Genomic DNA, 18,130 nt, shown 5'->3' on the forward strand with positions numbered 1-18,130 from the left:
CCTACGCCGCGACGGGGTCGGGCTCGTCGAACTGGGTGCGGTAGAGCTCGGCGTAGCGGCCGGACCTCGCCAGGAGCTGCTCGTGCGTGCCGCGCTCCGCGATCCGGCCCTGCTCCACGACGAGGATCTGGTCGGCGTCCCGGACGGTGGACAGCCGGTGCGCGATCACCAGCGCGGTCCGCCCGTCCAGCGCCTCGGCCAGCGCGGCCTGCACCGCGGCCTCGGACGTCGAGTCGAGGCTGGCCGTGGCCTCGTCGAGCACCACGATCCGGGGCCTCGCCAGCAGCAGCCGCGCGATCGTCAGCCGCTGCCGCTCTCCGCCGGAGAGCCGGTACCCCCGCTCGCCGACCACCGTGTCCAGCCCGTCCGGCAGCGCGGCGACCAGCGCGCCCAGCCGGGCCCGGCGCAGCGCCGCCCACAGCTCGTCCTCGCTCGCCCCCGGGGCCGCGAGCAGCAGGTTCGCGCGGATCGTGTCGTGGAAGAGGTGCCCGTCCTGGGTCACGAACCCGACGTCCCCGTGCAGGTCCGCGGCCCGCAGGTCCCGGACGTCGACGCCGCCGACCGACACCGCGCCGCCGTCGACGTCGTAGAGCCGGGCGAGCAGCTGCGCGATCGTCGACTTGCCGGCGCCGGAGCTGCCGACGAGCGCGGTCAGCGACCCGGCGGGGACGGTGAACGAGACGTCGTGCAGCACGGTGTCGCCGCCGCGGGCGTCGAGCGTCGCGACCTCCTCCAGGGAGGCCAGCGACACCCGCGCCGCGGCCGGGTAGGCGAAGTCGACGTGGTCGAACCGCACGTCGAGCGCCCCCGCCGGCAGGGCGCGCGGCTCCTCGGGATCCTGGATGACCGGCTCCAGGTCCAGGACCTCGAACACCCGCTCGAAGCTGACGACCGCGCCCATCGCCTCGACCCGGGCGCCGGCCAGCGCGGTCAGCGGGGCGTACAGCCTGGTCAGCAGCATCGCGAGGGACACGACGGCACCGGGCGCGAGCATCCCGCCCAGCGCCAGCCCGCCGCCGACGCCGTAGACCAGCGCGAGCGCCAGGGCCGAGACCAGCGTCAACGCCGTGACGAACACCCACTGCACCATCGCCGAGCGCACGCCGATGTCGCGCACCCGCCCGGCCCGGGCGGCGAACTCCGCCGACTCCTCCGCGGGCCGGCCGAACAGCTTCACGAGCGTGGCGCCGGGCGCCGAGAACCGCTCGGTCATCTGCGTGCTCATCGCGGCGTTGTGGTCCGCGGCCTCGCGCTGCAGCCGCGCCAGCCGCGAGCCCATCCGCCGGGCCGGCACCACGAACACCGGCAGCAGGAGGAGGGCGAGCAGCGTGACCTGCCACGAGATGCCCAGCATCACCGCGAGCGTGAGGACCAGCGTCACGGCGTTGCCGACCACCCCGGACAGGGTGTCGCTGAACGCCCGCTGCGCGCCCAGCACGTCGTTGTTCAGCCGGCTGACCAGCGCGCCCGTGCGGGTGCGGGTGAAGAACGCGACCGGCATGCGCTGCACGTGGTCGAACACCGCGGTCCGCAGCTGCAGGATCAGGCCCTCGCCGATGGTCGCGGAGAACCAGCGGGTGCACAGGCCCAGCGCGGCCTCGGCGATCGCGACGACGGCGATCAGCCCGGCCAGCCCGGCGATCACCCGGAGCCCCTCCCGGGCGTCGATCGCGTCGATCACCCGCCCGGCCAGCAGCGGCGTGACGACGGTCAGGACCGCTCCCGCCACGCTGAGCAGCACGAACGCGGTGATCCGCCGCCGATGCGGCCGCGCGAACCCCGCGATCCGCCGCAGGGTGACGGGCACGGGCGCCCGCGTCTCCTCCCGGTCGCGGGAGGCGGTGCGCAGGGCGCTCCAGGTGTTCACGTCCATGCGGCGACGGTAGGACCTGAAGTGAACTACAGGTCAAGCTGGACCGGGCGGCCGGGGCGGGCGAGACTGGGGGACCCGATCCCCAGGAGGTCGCGATGACGCGACGGGACGTCGAGTTCGACGCCGAGGGCACGACCCTGCGTGGCTGGTTCTACCGCGCGGAGGGCGCGACCGGCCGCGCCCCGACGATCGTGATGGCCCACGGCTTCTCGGCCGTGAAGGAGATGTACCTCGACGCCTTCGCCGAGGTCTTCGCGGCGGCGGGCCTCAACGCGCTGGTCTTCGACAACCGCAACTTCGGGGCCAGCGACGGCGAGCCCCGCCAGGAGATCGACCCGGTCGCCCAGGTCCGGGACTACCGGCACGCCATCACCTACGCCGGCACGCTCGACGAGGTCGACGCCACCCGCATCGGCGTCTGGGGCTCGAGCTACTCCGGCGGGCACGTGCTGGTGGTCGGCGCGATCGACCGGCGGGTCAAGGCCGTCGTCGCGCAGGTCCCGTTGATCAGCGGCTCGAAGAACATCGGCGAGCTGGTCCGCGCGGACTTCCGGGCCGGGTTCCGGGAGATGTTCGACGCCGACCGCGTGGCCCGGTACGCCGGCGACCCGCCGGCCATGGTGCCCGTGGTCGCCGAGGACCCGTTGGCGCCCTCGGCGCTGCCGACGCCGGACTCGTGGACGTGGTTCACCGAGACCGGCAAGCTGCGGGCCCCGTCCTGGCGCAACGAGGTGACGCTGCGGACCGTCGAGATGCTGGGCGAGTACGAGCCGGAGGCCTACATCGCCCGGATCAGCCCGACCCCGTTGCTCATGGTGGTCGCGCGGGAGGACCACCTCACGCCCGCCCACCTCGCGATCGACGCCTACGAGAAGGCCCGCGAGCCCAAGGCGCTGGAGATCCTCCCGGGCGGGCATTTCGACGCCTACGTGAAGGACGTCGAGCTCGCCGCCCCGGTGGCGCGGGACTGGTTCGTCCGCCACCTCACCTGACGCGGCGGCACACCACCCCGGAGCGGCACCGTCGCAGGCGTCGGCCGTCCCCGCAGGTCACATGATCACCGGTTCCGGGCAGGCAGGGCGGTGGAAACCGCCGTAGCTGCACGGAGCCGGCGATCAGCGGGGCTCAGCCCTTCTTGTCCGCCGCCTTCTCGGCGGCGGCGATGACGTTGCGGAAGAGCATGGCGACGGTGGTGGGGCCCACCCCGCCGACCCGCGGGGTGATCGCGCCCGCGACCTCGGCGCAGGACTCGTCGACGTCCGGGAGCAGCTTCTTGCCGGAGTACCGCACCCCGCCGCCGATCACGGTCGCGCCGTGCTTCACGTGCTCGGGCTGGATGATCCCCGGGACGCCGGCGGCGGCGATGAGGATCTCCGCGCGCTTCGTGTACCGGTCCCAGTCCGGGACGCCGGTGTGCACCACGGTGACCGCGGCGTTGGCCGTGGGCCGCTTCTGTGCGAGCAGCATCGCGAGGGGGCGGCCGAGGGTGGCGCCGCGGCCGAGGATCACGACCTCGCGGCCGGAGACCGGGATCCCGTGGAAGGCCAGCAGCTCCTCGATCCCCGCGGGCGTGCAGGGCAGCGGCCCGGGCAGGCCGACGGCGAGGCGCCCCATGTTCATGGGGTGCATGCCGTCGACGTCCATGTCCGGGTCGAGCTCGGCCAGCGCGGCGTCGTAGTCCAGGTGGCCCGGGATCGGGTACTGGATCAGCAGGCCGTGCACCGCGGGGTCGTCGTTGTAGCCGCGGATGGTCGCGACCAGCTGCTCCTGGGTGGTGTCCTGCGGCAGGTGCGTGTGCGGCGAGTCGATGCCGAGCTCGGCGGCCTGCTTCTGCTTGATACGGATGTAGCCGGCGGAGGCGTCGTCGTCGCCGACGAGGATCGTGGCCAGGCTGGGCGTGATCCCGCGGGCGCGCAGCGCGTCGGCCCGGGCGGTGACGTCGGCCAGGACCCGCTCGGCGACGGGCTTGCCGGGCAGCAGTCGTGCGGTCATGGGTTCCCTCGTGACGCGGGGGCCCAGGCGGTCGACCCCCGCGGACGTCAGCTCCCCGATGGTCGTTGCCATCCTCGGTATGCCGCCAGTCGCGCGTTCGCCGTGATTCTTCCACGCCGGCACCGACCGGCGTCCACTCGTGGCCACGGCTTCCGGATTGGCCCTTGGGGAACAGGCCACCTCCGGCGATCCTGGGGTCGTGGATCTCCGCCCGCTCCCCGTCGCGCACGCCCCGTTCCGCCGGCTCCCGCAGCTGCTCGCCGGCCTCGCGCTCTACGGCACCTCGATGGCGATGCAGGTCCGCGGGTCGCTCGGGCTCAACCCGTGGGACGTCCTGCACCAGGGCCTGACGACGCGGCTGCCGCTGAGCTTCGGGCTGATCACGGCGATCACCGGGGTCGTGGTGCTGCTGCTGTGGATCCCGCTGCGCCAGCGGCCCGGCGTCGGGACCGTGGCCAACGTCGTGGTGATCGCCTTCGCCGTCGACGCCGCCCTGGCCCTGATCCCCGAGGCCCACACGTGGCCGGCGCGGGTCGGGCTGATGGTCGGCGGGATCGTGCTCAACGGCGTGGCGTCGGCCGCCTACATCGGCGCCCGGCTCGGCCCGGGCCCGCGCGACGGCCTGATGACGGGGATCGCCGCCCGCACCGGCCGGTCGATCCGGCTCGTGCGGACGGCGATCGAGGTCGTGGTGCTCGCGACCGGCTGGCTGCTCGGCGGCACCGCCGGGATCGGGACGGTGCTCTACGCGCTGGCGATCGGGCCGCTCACGCAGGCGTTCCTCCCACTGTTCCGGGCGCCGACCCCCGCCGCTTCTGCGCCCGCCGCACGTACCAGCCGTTCCACACCATGAGGCCCGCGAAGGCCGCGATCCACAGCGCCTCGGTGGCGCCGACCGACACGTCCACCGGCAGCTGGTAGACCAGCGGGATCCGGATGATCGACTCGGCGATCAGGCCCACCCCCCACACCGTGGAGGACAGCCGGTGCCCGTGCCGGACGCGCGCGTCCGTCGCGTAGGCCTCGGCGGCCGCCGCGGCCTTCGCCGGGGCGAAGCTCTCCAGCGCCGCGAGGGTCAGCGGCCGGCGCCCGCGGATCGCGGTCACCAGGAACACGATCCCGACGGACGCGGTGATCAGCGAGTTCCGCAGCAGCAGCGTGCGGGGGTCGCCGGTGGCGAAGGCCAACGCGAAGCCGATGCCGTAGACCAGCAGCATCACCGTGGCGAAGGCGTTGAACCGGCGCTGGCGGACGGCGGACCAGAGGATGCGCAGGGCCGCGATCCCGGACGCGGCCAGCAGGGCGACCCAGTCCGAGGCGCCCAGCAGGTGCAGGGCGTAGTAGGCGGCGATCGGGAGGCCGACGTCGAACACCAGGCCGCGGACCATCACCCGCGGCGAGGGGATCTCGGGGCTGGACGGGGTGGCGGCCATGGCGGTCATCGGGTCTCCCGGGAGGGCAGGTCGGCGTCGGGGATCCACGAGCCGTGGAAGCCCGCGGGCACCCCGCGGGGCAGCGTCACCCGCGCGACGGGTGCGCCGGCGACGTCGGTGGCGTCGAGCACCAGCAGCTCGGAGGCCTTGCCGTCGCGGGTGGTGGTGATCGAGAGCAGCCAGCCGTCGGCCTCGCCGCGGCCCGGCGCCCCGGACGGGACGAACACGGCCTCCCCGGCGACGACGTCCGGCCCGAGGCCGTGGGCCGTGACGGTGCCGAGCTCGGCGTCGTGCTGGAGGATCCCGTCGGTGTCGGACACGGCGTAGAGGTACCGGTTCGGCCGGCCGACCCGCTCGTCGTCGACGGTGGGGAACTCCAGGCCCTCCTCGGAGAGCTGCGCCTGGGCGACGGTCCCGGCGACCGGGTCGATCGTCCAGCGGTGCAGCGTCGCGACGCCGGCGGCCGCGGCCGCCGCCGCGTGCCCGGACGGGCTCGGCCCGATGGCGTCCCAGGTCGCCGTGATGGCGTCGCGGGTGTAGCGGGCGACGTCGAGCACGATCCGGCCGGCCGCGTCCTCGTACGCGTTGCCGACGTGGAAGACGTAGCAGGGGTCGATCTCGAACCACCGCACCTCGCCGGGCCGGTCCAGCGGCATGACACCGAGCCGGGCGCCGTACGCGTCGTCCCAGCCGTAGGGCAGGCCGGCCCGCAGCTGGAAGGTCATCGGCAGGTCGAGGAACACGGCGTGCCGGGCGGTGACGGCGAAGTCGTGCATCATCGTCGGTCCCGCGACCGGGACCTCGGCGCTCTCGACGAGCTCGCCGCCCGCCGAGAGCCGGTGGTAGGTGAGGAACGGCGGCAGCGGCGAGTAGCCGAAGAAGTGCAGGTCCCCGGTCACCGGGTCGGTCTTGGGGTGCGCGGTCATCGCCGTGGTGAGGCGGCCGGCGAAGTCGTCCGGCCCGACGGTGTCGAGCTCCGGCGTCACGACGTACGGGAAGCCGTTCTCCACCAGCGCCAGGATCCGCCCGCCGTGCTCGATCACGTGGGTGTTCGCGTGGACGGCGGTGCGGTCGAGGGTCCCGTCCGGGCGCACGAAGGGGTGTCCCTCCAGCGCGCCGGTGCGGACCCAGCGGTTGCGGTACCACTCGGCGCGGCCCTCCCGGAGCCGGACGCCGTGCAGCATCCCGTGCCCGGCGAACCAGTGCCCGGAGTCCTGGCCCGGCAGCGGGTTCGGCCCGTTCCGGAGGTACCGGCCGGTGAGCTCCGGTGGGAGCGTCCCCGCGACGGCCAGGTCGACGGCCTCGATCTCGTCCGGCACCGGGGCGAGGTGGCCCTGCAGGTAGAGCGGCGTGTCCGTCGTCGTCATGGCGAGAACGGTGCACCCTCTACCCGCTACATGTCAATAGCGACATGTCGAGTTCGACAGGTAAGCTATCGGCATGTCGCTGCCGCACGCACTGCTCGGGCTGCTCTCCGTCCATCCGCGGAGCGGCTACGAGCTGACCAAGGCCTTCGAGCGCGACCTCGGCCGTTACGCCTGGCAGGCGGGCCACACGAGCATCTACCCCGAGCTGAACCGGATGGCCGAGGCCGGCCTGGTGGAGGTCACGCACGAGGGTGCGCGCGGGGCCCGGACCTACGACGTCACCCCCGCGGGGCGCGAGGAGCTGCGGACCTGGCTGCTCAGCCCGCCGAAGCAGGCCAAGGTCCGCAACGAGCAGGTGCTGCGGATGTTCCTGCTCTCCGCGCTCGAGCCGGCCGACGCGCTCGTCGTGCTCCACCGGATCGCCGAGGCCACCGACCAGGGAGTCACCGAGCTGCGGAAGGTCCGGGAGGACCACGGCGAGGCGCCGATGACCGGCGCGGAGGGGTTCGGCCAGCTCGCCGCGGAGTTCGGGCTGCGGCAGTACGCGGCGGTGGGCGAGTGGGCCCGGTGGGCGATCGACCGTCTGGAGCGTGAACAGGGGGCCTGAGAACGCCGACGGCCCCGGCGCGGGCCGGGGCCGTCGGTGTCGTGCGGTGCGGGTCGGGGCTGTCAGGCGACGGCGGGGCGCTCGTCCACGAGCTCCGGCTCCGCCGCGGCGACGGGCGTGGGCCCCTCGTCGATGTCCCCCAGCGACCACGGCCGGACGACGGCCAGCAGCACGGTCAGGGCGAGCGCCTGCGCACCGGCGATCGTCAGGCCCATGGCCAGCGCGTCGTTGCCGAGCAGGCCGACGACCGGCGAGGTCAGGGCGCCGACGCCGAACTGCACCGCGCCGAGCAGGGCGGCCGCGGTCCCGGCGCGCTCGCCGTGCCGGGAGAGCGCCAGGGCCGGGGCGTTGGGCAGCGCGAGCCCGACCGAGGCCAGCACCGCCCACAGCGGCACGAGCACGCCGACGAGCCCGCCGGTCCCGGTGCCGGCGAGCACGGCCAGCACGGCCGCGGCGACGGTCCCGGACACGCTGGCCACGAGCAGCAGCTGCCGCGGCTCGAAGCGGCGCAGCAGCGCCGCGTTGGCCTGCGTCGCGCCGATCAGGAAGATCGCGCCGGCGCCGAAGAGCAGGCCGAACTGCTGGGCGTCGAGCCCGAACTCCTGCTGGAACACGAAGCTCGACCCGGAGACGTAGCCGAACATGCCGGCCATGGCGAACCCGGCGACCAGGATCAGACCGACGTAGGCGCGGTCGCGCAGGAGCGCGCCGTAGGCCTGGAGGGTGGGGCCGACGGCGGCGCTGCGGCGGCGCTCCGGCGGTAGCGTCTCGCCCAGGGCGAAGAACAGCACGCCCAGGATGACCAGGCCGTACACGGCCAGCGCGACGAACACGCCGCGCCAGTCCGCGACCCGCAGCAGCTCGCCCCCGAGGGTCGGAGCGAGCACCGGAGCGGCGCCCATGACGAGCATCAGCCGCGAGAGCAGCGTGGCCGCGGCGCGGCCGGTGAACAGGTCACGGACGACGGCCATCGCGACGACCGCGCCCGCGGCGGACCCGACGCCCTGCAGCACGCGCAGCACGCCGAGCACGGCGATGGTCGGGGCCACCACGATCAGCAGCGAGGCCACCACGTGCAACGCGGTGCCGATCAGCAGCGGCTTGCGGCGGCCGACGGCGTCGGCCAGCGGGCCGATGAAGAGCTGGCCCAGCGCCAGGCCGATCAGCGTGCCGGTCAGCGTGAGCTGGACGGTCGACGAGGTCGTCGCGAACTCGGTCACGATGCCCGGCAGTGCGGGCAGGTACATGTCGATGGTGAGCGGGCCGAGCGCGATCAGCGCGCCCAGCAGCAGGGCGGTGCGCGCGCGACCCGGCGTGGCGGGCGCCGTGGTGGGCGCAGGGGTCGCTGGGGGTGTGGGCAACGGCGGGGCCTTCCTCGTACTCACGGGTCCGGATCGCCCGGCGTCGTCGCTCGGTCGAAGTTCGTACCCGCCGGTGGTGTTCCGGCTGGTTCAAGGTGGGATGCCCGGCGTGCTGTTCCGGTTCCCCGAACGAGTGTGCTGTGGGTCACGTACTCGCGAGTAGCATAGGCTCGGCCCATGCGCAGCGAGGCACGTACCGTCCGCACCCCGGACGGCCTGGACCTGGCCGTCCACGTCACCGGGCAGGAGGGCGCCCCGGTCGTCGTCGCGGTGCACGGCTACCCCGACGACCACACCGTGTGGGACGGGGTCGTCCCCCTGCTGGCCGACACCTTCCGGGTGGTGACCTACGACGTCCGCGGCGCAGGCGCGTCGCAGGCCCCGGCGGAGCGCGAGGGCTACCGGGTCGAACGGCTCACGGCGGACCTCGTCGCGGTGCTCGACGCCGTCGCCCCCGACCGGCCGGTGCACCTGCTCGCCCACGACTGGGGCTCGATCCAGGGCTGGGAGGCCGTCACCGATCCGGCACTGCGGGCACGGTTCGCCTCCTACACCTCGATCTCCGGCCCGTGCCTGGCGCACATCGGGGCCTTCGGGCGCAGCGCCCGGCTGCGCGACCGGCTCCGGCAGCTGGGCCGCTCCTGGTACGTCGGGTTCTTCCAGCTGCCGGTGCTGCCCGAGCTGCTCTGGCGCTCGGGGCTGGCGGGTGGGCTCGTCGCCCGCCGGGAGGGGATCCCGCGGCCGGCGGCGCGCGACGCCGTGCGAGGGCTCGAGCTCTACCGCGCCAACCTCGGCCGGGGCGGCGGCGAGCGCCGCACGGAGGTCCCGGTCCAGGTCCTGGCCCCGTCGGGGGACCGGTACGTCACCCCGGCCCTGCAGGCGAGCGCGGAGCGGTTCGCCGCGGACTTCCGGTTCCGGAGCGTGGCCGGCGGGCACTGGCTGCCGCGCAGCCGTCCGGAGGTGGTCGCGCGGTGCGTACGGGAGCAGGTCCAGGCCGTGACGGGTCAGCGGACGGCCCCGCGGCCGGGCCCGGGCCGGTGGACGGACCGCGTCGTGCTGGTGACCGGTGCGGGCAGCGGGATCGGCCGGGCGGTGGCCCGCGGCTTCGCCCGGCGCGGCGCCGTGGTCGTCGCGGCCGACAAGGAGCTCTCGACGGCGCGGCAGACCGCCTTCGAGACCGGCGGGCACGCCTACCAGGTCGACGTCGCCGATCCCGACGCGATGGCCACCCTCGCCGACCGGGTGTGCGCCGAGGTCGGCGTGCCCGACGTCGTGGTCAACAACGCCGGCATCGCCGTCTCCGGTCCCTTCCTCGCCCACGAGCCCGCGGACTGGCGGGCGATCGTCGACGTCAACCTGATGGGCGTGGTGCACGGCTGCCGGCTCTTCGCCGCCCGGATGCGCGAGCGCGGCGAGGGCGGGCACCTGGTCAACGTGGCCTCCGCGGCCGCCTTCACGCCGACGACCTTCCTGCCCGCCTACTGCACCACGAAGTCCGCGGTGCTCATGCTCTCGGAGTGCCTGCGCGCCGAGCTGGCGGGCGACGACATCGGCGTCACCGCGCTGTGCCCCGGCTTCCTGCCCACGGACATCGGCGGCTCCGCGCGCTTCGTCGGGGTCGACGCCGCGACCGCGGCCGAGCGCCGCCGCTCCACCGACCGGCTGCTCAAGCGCCGCCCGTACTCCCTGGACAAGGTGGCCGACGCGGTGGTCGCCGCCGTGGAGGCGAACCGCCCGATCCAGCTGCTCACCGTGGAGAGCCGCGCCGCCTACGCACTGTCCAAGGTGGCCCCCGGTGCCCTCCGCCGCCTGGCCCGCCTACCCCTCCCGAGCTGACGACGTCGCGTTGTGGCTCCATAACGCGCGAAACCGCCCCCGAATTCGCAGTATGGTTCCATAACGTCTGAAAAGGGCCTCGAAAATCGCAATTATGGTTCCATAATGCGCGCCAGGTAAGTTCTGCCCGTGCGCGTCGACGACCTCACCACCCCCGCGCTGCTCGTCGAGCGCGGGGCCCTGCGCCGCAACCTCGACACCATGAGCGCCGCGCTCCCCGGCGCCCGGCTGCGCCCGCACGTCAAGGCGCACAAGTGCACGTCGCTCGCACGCTGGCAACGCGACAACGGCCATCCGGGCTTCACCTGCGCCACGATCCGCGAGTGCGAGGTCATGGCCGAGCACGGCCTGGGCGGTGACCTGCTGCTGGCCAACGAGGTCGTCGACGCCTCCCGGCTCGGCAAGCTGATCCGTGACGGCGCCCGGATCACGCTGGCCGTCGACTCCCGGGAGACGATCGCGGCGGCGTTGCGCGGCAACGTCCTCGAGGTGGTGATCGACGTCAACGTCGGCCTGCCCCGTTGCGGCTGTCCGCCGGAGAGGGCCGGCGAGCTGGCCGACCTCGCCCGGCGCAACGGCCTCGAGGTGCGCGGCGTGATGGGCTACGAGGGCCACCTGATGATGGCCCAGCCCGCCGGGGAGCGGCGCCGGCTCGTGCGCGAGGCGATGGAGAAGCTCGCGGCCGGGGCCCGCGACGTCGGCGGCGAGCTCGTGAGCGCCGGCGGCACCGGCACCTACGACGTCAACGAGTGGGCCACGGAGATCCAGGCCGGCTCGTACGCGCTGATGGACAGCGCCTACGCCCAGCTCGGGCACCCGTTCGAACAGGCGCTGTTCGTGCTGGGCACGGTCATCTCGGTGTCGGCCGAGTGGGCGGTCGTCGACGTCGGGCTCAAGGCGCTGGGCATGGACCACGGCAACCCGACGATCCCCGGCGCCCAGGTCTGGTTCTGCTCCGACGAGCACACCACCTTCGCGCCCGGCGACCTGCGGCTGCGGGTGGGCGACCGGATCCGGGTGGTGCCGGCGCACGTCGACCCGACCGTCGCGCTGCACGAGGCGATGTGGCTGGTCGACGGCGAGCACGTCGCCGAGCGCTGGGCCGTGGACATGCGAGGCTGGTAGCCGTGCTCGTCCCGCGGTTGCGCCCGTTCACCTCCACGATCTTCGCGGAGATCACCCAGCTCGCCCTGCGCACCGGCGCGATCAACCTGGGCCAGGGTTTCCCCGACACGGACGGCCCGGCCTCGCTGCTGGCCGACGCCGCCGCGGCGATCACCGAGGGCGGGTTCAACCAGTACCCGCCGGCGCCGGGGCTGCCGGCGCTGCGCGAGGCGGTGGCCGCGCACCAGAAGCGCTTCTACTCGGTGGACTCCGGGGACGTGCTGGTCACCATGGGCGCCACCGAGGCGATCGCGTCGGCCGTGCTCGCGCTGTGCGAGCCGGGCGACGAGGTCGTGGTCTTCGAGCCGTACTACGACTCGTACCCCGCGGTGATCGCGATGGCCGGTGCCACCCGCCGGACCGTCCCGCTGCGGGCCCCGGACTTCCAGCCCGACCCGGCCGAGCTCCGCGCGGCGTTCGGACCGCGGACGAGAGCGGTGCTGGTCAACACCCCGCACAACCCGACCGGCGCGGTGTTCGGCCGGGACACCTTGCGCGCGATCGGGGACCTCGCGATCGAGCACGACGCCGTCGTGATCACCGACGAGGTCTACGAGCACATGACCTTCGGGGCCGAGCACGTGCCGATGGCGACGCTGCCGGGCATGGCCGAGCGCACCCTCACGGTCTCGAGCGCGGGGAAGACCTTCTCGGTGACGGGCTGGAAGATCGGCTGGGTGCACGGCCCGGCCGAGCTCGTCGCGGCCGTGCGGGCGGTGAAGCAGTTCCTGACCTTCGCCGGCGGCGCCCCGTTCCAACCCGCCGTCGCGAACGCGCTGGCCCTGCCCGAGGAGGTGTTCGCCGCGATCTCCGGCGAGCTGCGGCCGAAGCGGGACCTGCTGACGGAGGGCCTGCGCGAGGCCGGGATGCGGGTGTTCGAGCCCAGCGGCACGTACTTCGTGGTCGCCGACCTCGCCCCGCTGGGCGTGACCGACGCCGCCGCCTACGCCCGCGCCATGCCCGAGCGGCTCGGCGTGGCCGCGGTGCCGGTCAGCGTGTTCTGCGACGACCCCGCCCTCGCCCCGACCCTGCTGCGCTTCGCCTTCTGCAAGCGGGACGAGGTGCTCCGCGAGGCGGTCACCCGCCTCCAGCGCACCACGGCTCCATGACGCGCATCGAGCGGGTGGAGAAATGCACTATGTGCGGCCTCACCGAGGCGTGGACGGGCCGGTTCACACCCGTTCGAGGCGGACGACGACCCATTTCGACGTGGGGGTGCCGGATTCGAGGGCCTGGGAGTCGAGGGGGACGAGGGGATTGGTCTCGGGGTAGTAGGCGGCGACGCAACCCTTGGGGGTGTCGTAGGAGACCAACCGGAAGTTCTCCGCGCGCCGCTCGATCCCGTCCTCCCATTCGGAGACGAGGTGGACGTGGTCGCCGTCGGCACAGCCGAGTTCGGCGAGGTCCTGCGGGGAGATGAAGACGACGCGGCGGCCGGAGTGGATGCCCCGGTACCGGTCGTCGAGGCCGTAGACGGTGGTGTTGAACTGGTCGTGGCTGCGGATGGTCTGCAGCACGAGCCGTCCCTCGGGGACGGTGGCCACCTCGAGCGGGCTGACGGTGAACACGGCCTTGCCCTCGGGGGTGGGGAAGGTGCGCGTGTCGCGGGGCGGGTGCGGCAGGGTGAACCCGCCGCGACGGCTGATCTTCTCGTCGTAGGCCTCGCAGCCGGGCACGACCCGCCCGATCCGCTCCCGGATGCGGGAGTAGTCGACGGCGAACTCGGCCCACGGGATGGCGGGGCTGCCGGGGCGCTCGCCCAGGGTGGCCCCGGCGATGCCGCAGAGGATGTCGACCTCGGAGCGCAGGTGCGGGCTCGCGGGCTCGGAGCGGCCGCGGGAGGCGTGCACCGCGGACATGGAGTCCTCGACGGTGACCCGCTGGACGAGCCCGCCGGTGCGGTCCTGCTCGGTGCGCCCGAGCGTGGGCAGGATCAGGGCGTCGTGGCCCGCGGTGAGGTGGCTGCGGTTGAGCTTGGTGGAGATCTGCACGGTCAGCGCGGCCGAGCGCAGCGCGGCCTCGGTGACGTGGGTGTCGGACATGGCGGCGGCGAAGTTGCCGCCGAGTCCGATGAAGACCTTCGCCCGCCCGTCGCGCAGGGCGCGGACGGCGGCCGCGGCGTCGTGGCCGTGTTCGCGTGGGGGTTCGAAACCGAACTCGGCGCCGAGGGCGTCGAGGAAGGAGTCGGGGCTGCGCTCCCAGATGCCCATGGTGCGGTCGCCCTGGACGTTGGAGTGCCCGCGGACGGGGCAGAGCCCGGCGCCGGGCTTGCCGATCATCCCCTGCAGCAGGGCGACGTTGACGAACTCGCAGATGGTGGCGACGGCGTTGCGGTGCTGGGTGATGCCCATGGCCCAGCAGTTCACGATCTTCGTCGAGGTCGCGAACAGCTCCGCGGCGGCCTCGATCTCGGCCCACTCGAGGCCGGTGGCGGCGAGCACGGCCTCGCGGTCGAGGTCCCGGATGTGCGCGGCCCAGGCGTCGAAGCCGACGGTGTGCCGGGCGACGAAGTCCCGGTCGACGGTGCCGCGTTCCAGCAGCAGGTGCCCGATGGCCTGCCAGAGGGCGAGATCGCCGTTGGAGCGGATCTGCAGGTAGCGGTCGGCCAGCCCGGTGCCGCGCCCGGCCAGGCCCGTGGGCTTCTGCGGGTTGTCGAAGCGCAGCAGCCCGGCCTCGTGCAGCGGGTTGATCGCCAGGATCTTCGCGCCGTTCTGCTTGGCGATCTCCAGCGCGGAGAGCATGCGCGGGTGGTTGGTGCCCGGGTTCTGCCCGGAGATCACGATCAGATCGGCCTCGTGGATGTCCTGCAGCGACACGGAGCCCTTGCCGATGCCGATGGTGCGGGCCAGCCCGACCGAGGTCGACTCGTGGCACATGTTCGAGCAGTCCGGCAGGTTGTTGGTGCCGAAGGCGCGGGCGAAGAGCTGGTAGACGAACGCGGCCTCGTTGGAGGCGCGCCCGGAGGTGTAGAACAGCGCCTCGTCCGGCGAGTCCAGGGCCTGCAGGTGCTCGGCGACCAGCGCGAACGCCGCATCCCAGGTGATCGGCTCGTAGTGGTCGGCGCCGCCCCGGCGGACCATCGGCTCGGTGAGCCGGCCCTGCTTCTCCAGCCAGTGGTCCGACTGCCGGACGAGCTCGGAGATCTGGTGCGCGGCGAAGAACGCCGCGTCGACGCTCGCGCGCTGGCCCTCCCAGGACACGGCCTTGGCGCCGTTCTCGCAGAACTCCGCGGTGTGCCGGTGGTCGGTGGGGTCGGGCCAGGCGCACGACATGCAGTCGAAGCCGTCGACCTGGTTGAGCGTCAACAGGTTCCGCGCGGACTTCACCGGGCCCATCTGCCGCAGCGCCCGCGCCATCGATACCCGCACCGCCTTCAACCCCGCCGCATGCGTGGCCGGGCGGCCCACCCGCAGGCGGGACTCCTCCACGTCGACACGGGCGTTCACATCGGCGCTGACATCGGCGCTGACACCGGCATCGGGCGTGACGTCGGGGGTGGTGGACACGGGGAGACCTCCGGCGGGCGTGCGGGCCGGTGGGGATCCGGCGGACCCGAGTCTAGATCGAGGCCTCAGAGCAGGACGACGAGCGCGACCACGAGCAGCAGCACGCAGAACCCGAGGAGCGCGGCGAGCACCACGCCCGGGCGCTCCAGCGGGGACCGCAGCCGGGTCCAGCCCAGGCCCGCGGCGGCGTCGTCGACGATCCGCGGGCCGTCGGCGCCGGCCGCTCCGCCCGACGCCCCGGCCGCCTCGGGGCGGCGGCCGAAGCCGGTGAGCAGCGTGCGCCGCTCGCCGGGCTCCTCCGCCGCGCCGGGCACCGCGACCCGGGTGTCGGTGACCCGGTAGGTGCCGGTGGCCGCGTCGAGCACGACCCGGTGGGTCAGGGTCTCCGGACGGCGCCGGCCCCGCGCCCCGGGCGGGCTCAGGACCTCGGCGACCATCTCGAACCCGTCGGGCGTGCCGGTGACCGTGTACGGCGTGCCCTTCGCCGCCTTGCGGACGCGGGCGAGAAGGGCGTCGGGGTCGTGCGCCATCGTCCGGCCCCGCCCGTCAGGCCGCGGGGGACGCGTCGACCCCGGTCCGGCCGCACGCCGCGAGCGCGTCGAGCCCGAGCCCGAGCTCCGTGGCCAGCGCTGCGACGGTGAAGAACGCGGGTGTGGGGATCCGGCCGGTCTCGATCTTGCGCAGCGTCTCCGGCGAGATGTCCGCGGCCGCCGCGACGTCGCCGATGCTGCGGTCGCCCCGGGCGGCGCGCAGCAGGGCGCCCAGCCGCTCGCCACGCTCGCGGTCCTCGGGGGTCAGGGGGACGCGCACCATGCCGTCATACTAATACCGGTATAGTTATCGAGCGTGATCGAGCTGAAGACGCCCGGGGAGATCGACGCGATCGACGCCGCCGGGTCCGTGGTCGCCCGCATCCTCGCCGCGGTCCGCGAGCGGGCGGCGCCCGGTGTCCGGCCGAGCGAGCTGGACGCGCTGGCCGCCGACATGATCGCCGAGGCCGGGGCCGTGTCGAGCTTCCGCGGCTACCACCCGCGCTGGGCGCCCGGGCCCTACCCGGGGGTGCTCTGCGTGAGTGTGAACGACGCGGTCGTCCACGGGATCCCGTCGCGCACGAAGCTCCGCGACGGGGACCTGCTCAGCGTCGACTTCGCCGTCCATCTCGACGGCTGGTGCGCCGACGCCGCCTTCAGCATGGTCGTCGGGTCCGCGAGCTCCGCCGCCGGCGACGAGAAGCTGATCGCCACCACGGAGGCGGCGCTGCAGGCCGGTATCGACGCGGCGCAGCCGGGCGCGCAGATGGGCGACGTCGGACACGCGATCGGGCAGGTCGCGCGCGGTGCGGGCTACGGGATGCTCGCCGACCACGGCGGCCACGGCGTCGGCCGCTCGATGCACGAGGAGCCGCACGTGCCCAACGAGGCCAAGCCTCGCCGCGGCGTGCGCCTGCGCCCGGGCCTGGTGATCGCGATCGAGCCGATGCTGCACGCCGGCGGCAGGGACTCCTACCGCCACGACCGTGACGGCTGGACGATCCGCACCGCCGACGGCAGTCGTGCGGCGCATGCCGAGCACACCATCGCGATCACCGAGAACGGCCCCCGGATCCTCACGCTCCCCTGAGTGCGGGTCGGCGGTCCCGTACGACCGAACCCCACACCCGGGACGTCCCGGGATGTGGGATTCGGTGGAGCGAAGGTGTCGACGGGGGTCAGTCCCGGGTGATGCCGTCGGCGAGCAGGCCCACGCCGATCCCGGCGAGCCAGACGTCCTTCGCGATCCCCAGCCCCTGCTGGCTCGGCCGGATGCTGCCCGGCCGGCGCATGCCCGGGACCCGGAAGTAGAGGCCGAGCAGGCCGCCCGCGAACGCGGTGAGCAGCGCCCCGCCGACCGCCGCGGGGATGAACGGGGTGAGCAGCGCGACGCCGGTGGCGATCTCGCCGGCGGCGAGCGCCTTCATGAACTGCTCCTGCGGGACCCGCTTGAGGAACGGGTAGGCGGTGGTCGCCATGCCGTACACGCCCGCGGCCTGCTCCGGCCCGGCCTTCCACTTCTCCAGTCCGGAGTGGAGCACGAAACCGCCGCTGCTGATCCGTCCGGGCAGCTCCCGGAGCTTCGCCAACGCCATGCCGGGACGCTAACACAAGTGGGGACCACTCCCCATTTCATCGGTTAGGGTGCGCGGTGTGACACTGCGCGCCGACGCCGAGCGCAACCGCCGCGCCCTCGTCGCGGCGGCCCGCGCCGTGTTCGGGGAACAGGGGCTGCAGGCGCCGTTCGACGAGATCGCCCGCCGCGCCGGGGTCGGCAACGCCACGCTCTACCGCCGCTTCCCCACCCGTCGCGCTCTGGTGGCGGCGGTGTTCGCGGAGCGCATGGCGGACTTCGCGCGGGCCGCCGAGGAGGCGCTCGCCGATCCCGCCCCCTGGACCGGGTTCCGGACCTACGTGCTCACGGTGCTGCGCATGCAGGCCGCCGACCGGGGTCTCGCCGACCTGCTCACGCTGAGCGTGCCCGCCGAACCGGAGCTGGAGGCCCTGCGCGCCCGGGTCGAGGCGGGGCTGGCCGAGCTGGTGGACCGGGCGCAGCGCTCGGGCGACCTGCGCGCCGACGTCACGCCCGAGGACCTGCCGTTGCTCCTCATGGCCAACGCCGGCCTGGTCCACCGCACCGCCGAGGCGGCCCCGCACGCGTGGGAGCGGTTCGCCGCCTTCGTGCTCGACGGGCTGCGCGTCCCCGCCGCCTCGGCCCCGGCTCCGCCCGGCCCGTCCCGGGAGGCCCTGGCGCAGTCCATGCGCGCGGGTGCGGCGCGCCTCGGGTGCGTGGAATGACCGCGCTGCTCCCGCTGTCCGACGGCGCGGGGCCCGGCCCTGCTCGCCGTGCCCGGCACGCTCTGCCCGCCCCGGATCTTCGCCGGCCTGACCGAGCGGCGAGACGAGAGGTGGCCGCGGCGCCGGCGGAACGGTTCGGCCTCGCGACCTGACCTCTCGGCCG

General features: G+C 74.1%; 17 protein-coding genes and 1 riboswitch. Of the genes, 8 read left to right on the forward strand and 9 right to left on the reverse strand.

All coding sequences use genetic code 11. The annotated features are described in order from the left end of the window. Position 1: 1 nt before the first annotated feature. Entirely contained in the window at positions 2-1,873 is a 1,872-nt protein-coding gene (locus LWC33_RS14225) for an ABC transporter ATP-binding protein (RefSeq protein WP_233304843.1), read from the reverse strand. Between the two features lie 95 nt (positions 1,874-1,968). Here LWC33_RS14225 and LWC33_RS14230 point away from each other — a divergent pair, with 95 nt between their 5' ends. Further along, complete coding sequence (locus LWC33_RS14230; protein ID WP_233304844.1) at positions 1,969-2,865, forward strand: alpha/beta hydrolase; 897 nt, start codon at positions 1,969-1,971, stop codon at positions 2,863-2,865. A gap of 133 nt (positions 2,866-2,998) precedes the next feature. On the opposite strand, the gene LWC33_RS14235 is transcribed toward LWC33_RS14230, so the two are convergent. Further along, the gene (locus LWC33_RS14235; protein WP_233304845.1) at positions 2,999-3,865 is read right to left on the reverse strand and encodes a bifunctional 5,10-methylenetetrahydrofolate dehydrogenase/5,10-methenyltetrahydrofolate cyclohydrolase; all 867 of its coding nucleotides are present in this window, start codon (positions 3,863-3,865) and stop codon (positions 2,999-3,001) included. A gap of 14 nt (positions 3,866-3,879) precedes the next feature. Further along, a riboswitch (ZMP/ZTP riboswitch) is annotated at positions 3,880-3,966 on the reverse strand. A gap of 98 nt (positions 3,967-4,064) precedes the next feature. Here LWC33_RS14235 and yczE point away from each other — a divergent pair. After that, the gene (gene yczE / locus LWC33_RS14240) at positions 4,065-4,718 is read left to right on the forward strand and encodes a membrane protein YczE (RefSeq protein WP_233304846.1); all 654 of its coding nucleotides are present in this window, start codon (positions 4,065-4,067) and stop codon (positions 4,716-4,718) included. On the opposite strand, the gene LWC33_RS14245 is transcribed toward yczE, so the two are convergent. Beyond that, entirely contained in the window at positions 4,633-5,307 is a 675-nt protein-coding gene (locus LWC33_RS14245; RefSeq protein ID WP_233304847.1) for a VC0807 family protein, read from the reverse strand. The two genes, yczE and LWC33_RS14245, sit on opposite strands and share 86 nt — an antisense overlap. After that, positions 5,304-6,665 carry a carotenoid oxygenase family protein gene (locus tag LWC33_RS14250; protein WP_233304848.1) on the reverse strand — a complete coding sequence of 454 codons (1,362 nt, stop codon included), beginning with the start codon at positions 6,663-6,665 and terminating at the stop codon, positions 5,304-5,306. Before LWC33_RS14250 ends, LWC33_RS14245 begins: the two co-directional genes overlap by 4 nt. Before the next feature lie 73 nt (positions 6,666-6,738). On the opposite strand from LWC33_RS14250, the gene LWC33_RS14255 reads away from it, so the two are divergent. Continuing rightward, positions 6,739-7,272, forward strand: coding sequence for a PadR family transcriptional regulator (locus LWC33_RS14255; RefSeq protein ID WP_233304849.1), 534 nt, complete (start codon positions 6,739-6,741; stop codon positions 7,270-7,272). Positions 7,273-7,334: 62 nt separating this feature from the next. Here LWC33_RS14255 and LWC33_RS14260 read toward each other — a convergent pair whose 3' ends face one another. After that, on the reverse strand, positions 7,335-8,633 hold the full coding sequence (locus LWC33_RS14260) for a multidrug effflux MFS transporter (RefSeq protein WP_233304850.1): 1,299 nt from the start codon (positions 8,631-8,633) through the stop codon (positions 7,335-7,337). Positions 8,634-8,810: 177 nt separating this feature from the next. Here LWC33_RS14260 and LWC33_RS14265 point away from each other — a divergent pair, with 177 nt between their 5' ends. From LWC33_RS14265 to LWC33_RS14275, 3 genes are all read left to right on the forward strand, one after another. Next, a complete protein-coding gene (locus tag LWC33_RS14265; protein WP_233304851.1) occupies positions 8,811-10,469 on the forward strand; it encodes an SDR family oxidoreductase in 1,659 nt (552 codons plus the stop codon). Between the two features lie 129 nt (positions 10,470-10,598). Continuing rightward, complete coding sequence (locus tag LWC33_RS14270; protein ID WP_233304852.1) at positions 10,599-11,594, forward strand: alanine racemase; 996 nt, start codon at positions 10,599-10,601, stop codon at positions 11,592-11,594. Between the two features lie 2 nt (positions 11,595-11,596). Continuing rightward, positions 11,597-12,742, forward strand: a complete 1,146-nt coding sequence (locus tag LWC33_RS14275) for a pyridoxal phosphate-dependent aminotransferase (protein ID WP_233304853.1) — start codon at positions 11,597-11,599, stop codon at positions 12,740-12,742. A 63-nt stretch (positions 12,743-12,805) separates the two neighbouring features. Here LWC33_RS14275 and LWC33_RS14280 read toward each other — a convergent pair whose 3' ends face one another. From LWC33_RS14280 to LWC33_RS14290, 3 genes are all read right to left on the reverse strand, one after another. Further along, positions 12,806-15,079, reverse strand: a complete 2,274-nt coding sequence (locus LWC33_RS14280) for an FdhF/YdeP family oxidoreductase (protein ID WP_233304912.1) — start codon at positions 15,077-15,079, stop codon at positions 12,806-12,808. Positions 15,080-15,204: 125 nt separating this feature from the next. Further along, positions 15,205-15,669, reverse strand: a complete 465-nt coding sequence (locus tag LWC33_RS14285) for a hypothetical protein (protein ID WP_233304854.1) — start codon at positions 15,667-15,669, stop codon at positions 15,205-15,207. Between the two features lie 16 nt (positions 15,670-15,685). Beyond that, complete coding sequence (locus LWC33_RS14290) at positions 15,686-15,952, reverse strand: helix-turn-helix domain-containing protein (protein WP_233304855.1); 267 nt, start codon at positions 15,950-15,952, stop codon at positions 15,686-15,688. Between the two features lie 33 nt (positions 15,953-15,985). Here LWC33_RS14290 and map point away from each other — a divergent pair, with 33 nt between their 5' ends. Continuing rightward, complete coding sequence (map, locus tag LWC33_RS14295) at positions 15,986-16,759, forward strand: type I methionyl aminopeptidase (RefSeq protein ID WP_233304856.1); 774 nt, start codon at positions 15,986-15,988, stop codon at positions 16,757-16,759. An 88-nt stretch (positions 16,760-16,847) separates the two neighbouring features. On the opposite strand, the gene LWC33_RS14300 is transcribed toward map, so the two are convergent. Further along, positions 16,848-17,264, reverse strand: coding sequence for a hypothetical protein (locus LWC33_RS14300; protein ID WP_233304857.1), 417 nt, complete (start codon positions 17,262-17,264; stop codon positions 16,848-16,850). 58 nt (positions 17,265-17,322) lie between these two features. Between LWC33_RS14300 and LWC33_RS14305 the strand changes: the two genes are divergently transcribed. Next, positions 17,323-17,967: a TetR/AcrR family transcriptional regulator gene (locus LWC33_RS14305; protein WP_233304858.1), complete on the forward strand. Its 645-nt coding sequence runs from the start codon at positions 17,323-17,325 to the stop codon at positions 17,965-17,967. Positions 17,968-18,130 lie beyond the last annotated feature (163 nt).

The sequence above is a fragment of the Pseudonocardia terrae genome (assembly GCF_021343995.1).
In the GTDB taxonomy this organism is placed as follows: Bacteria; Actinomycetota; Actinomycetes; order Mycobacteriales; family Pseudonocardiaceae; genus Pseudonocardia; species Pseudonocardia terrae.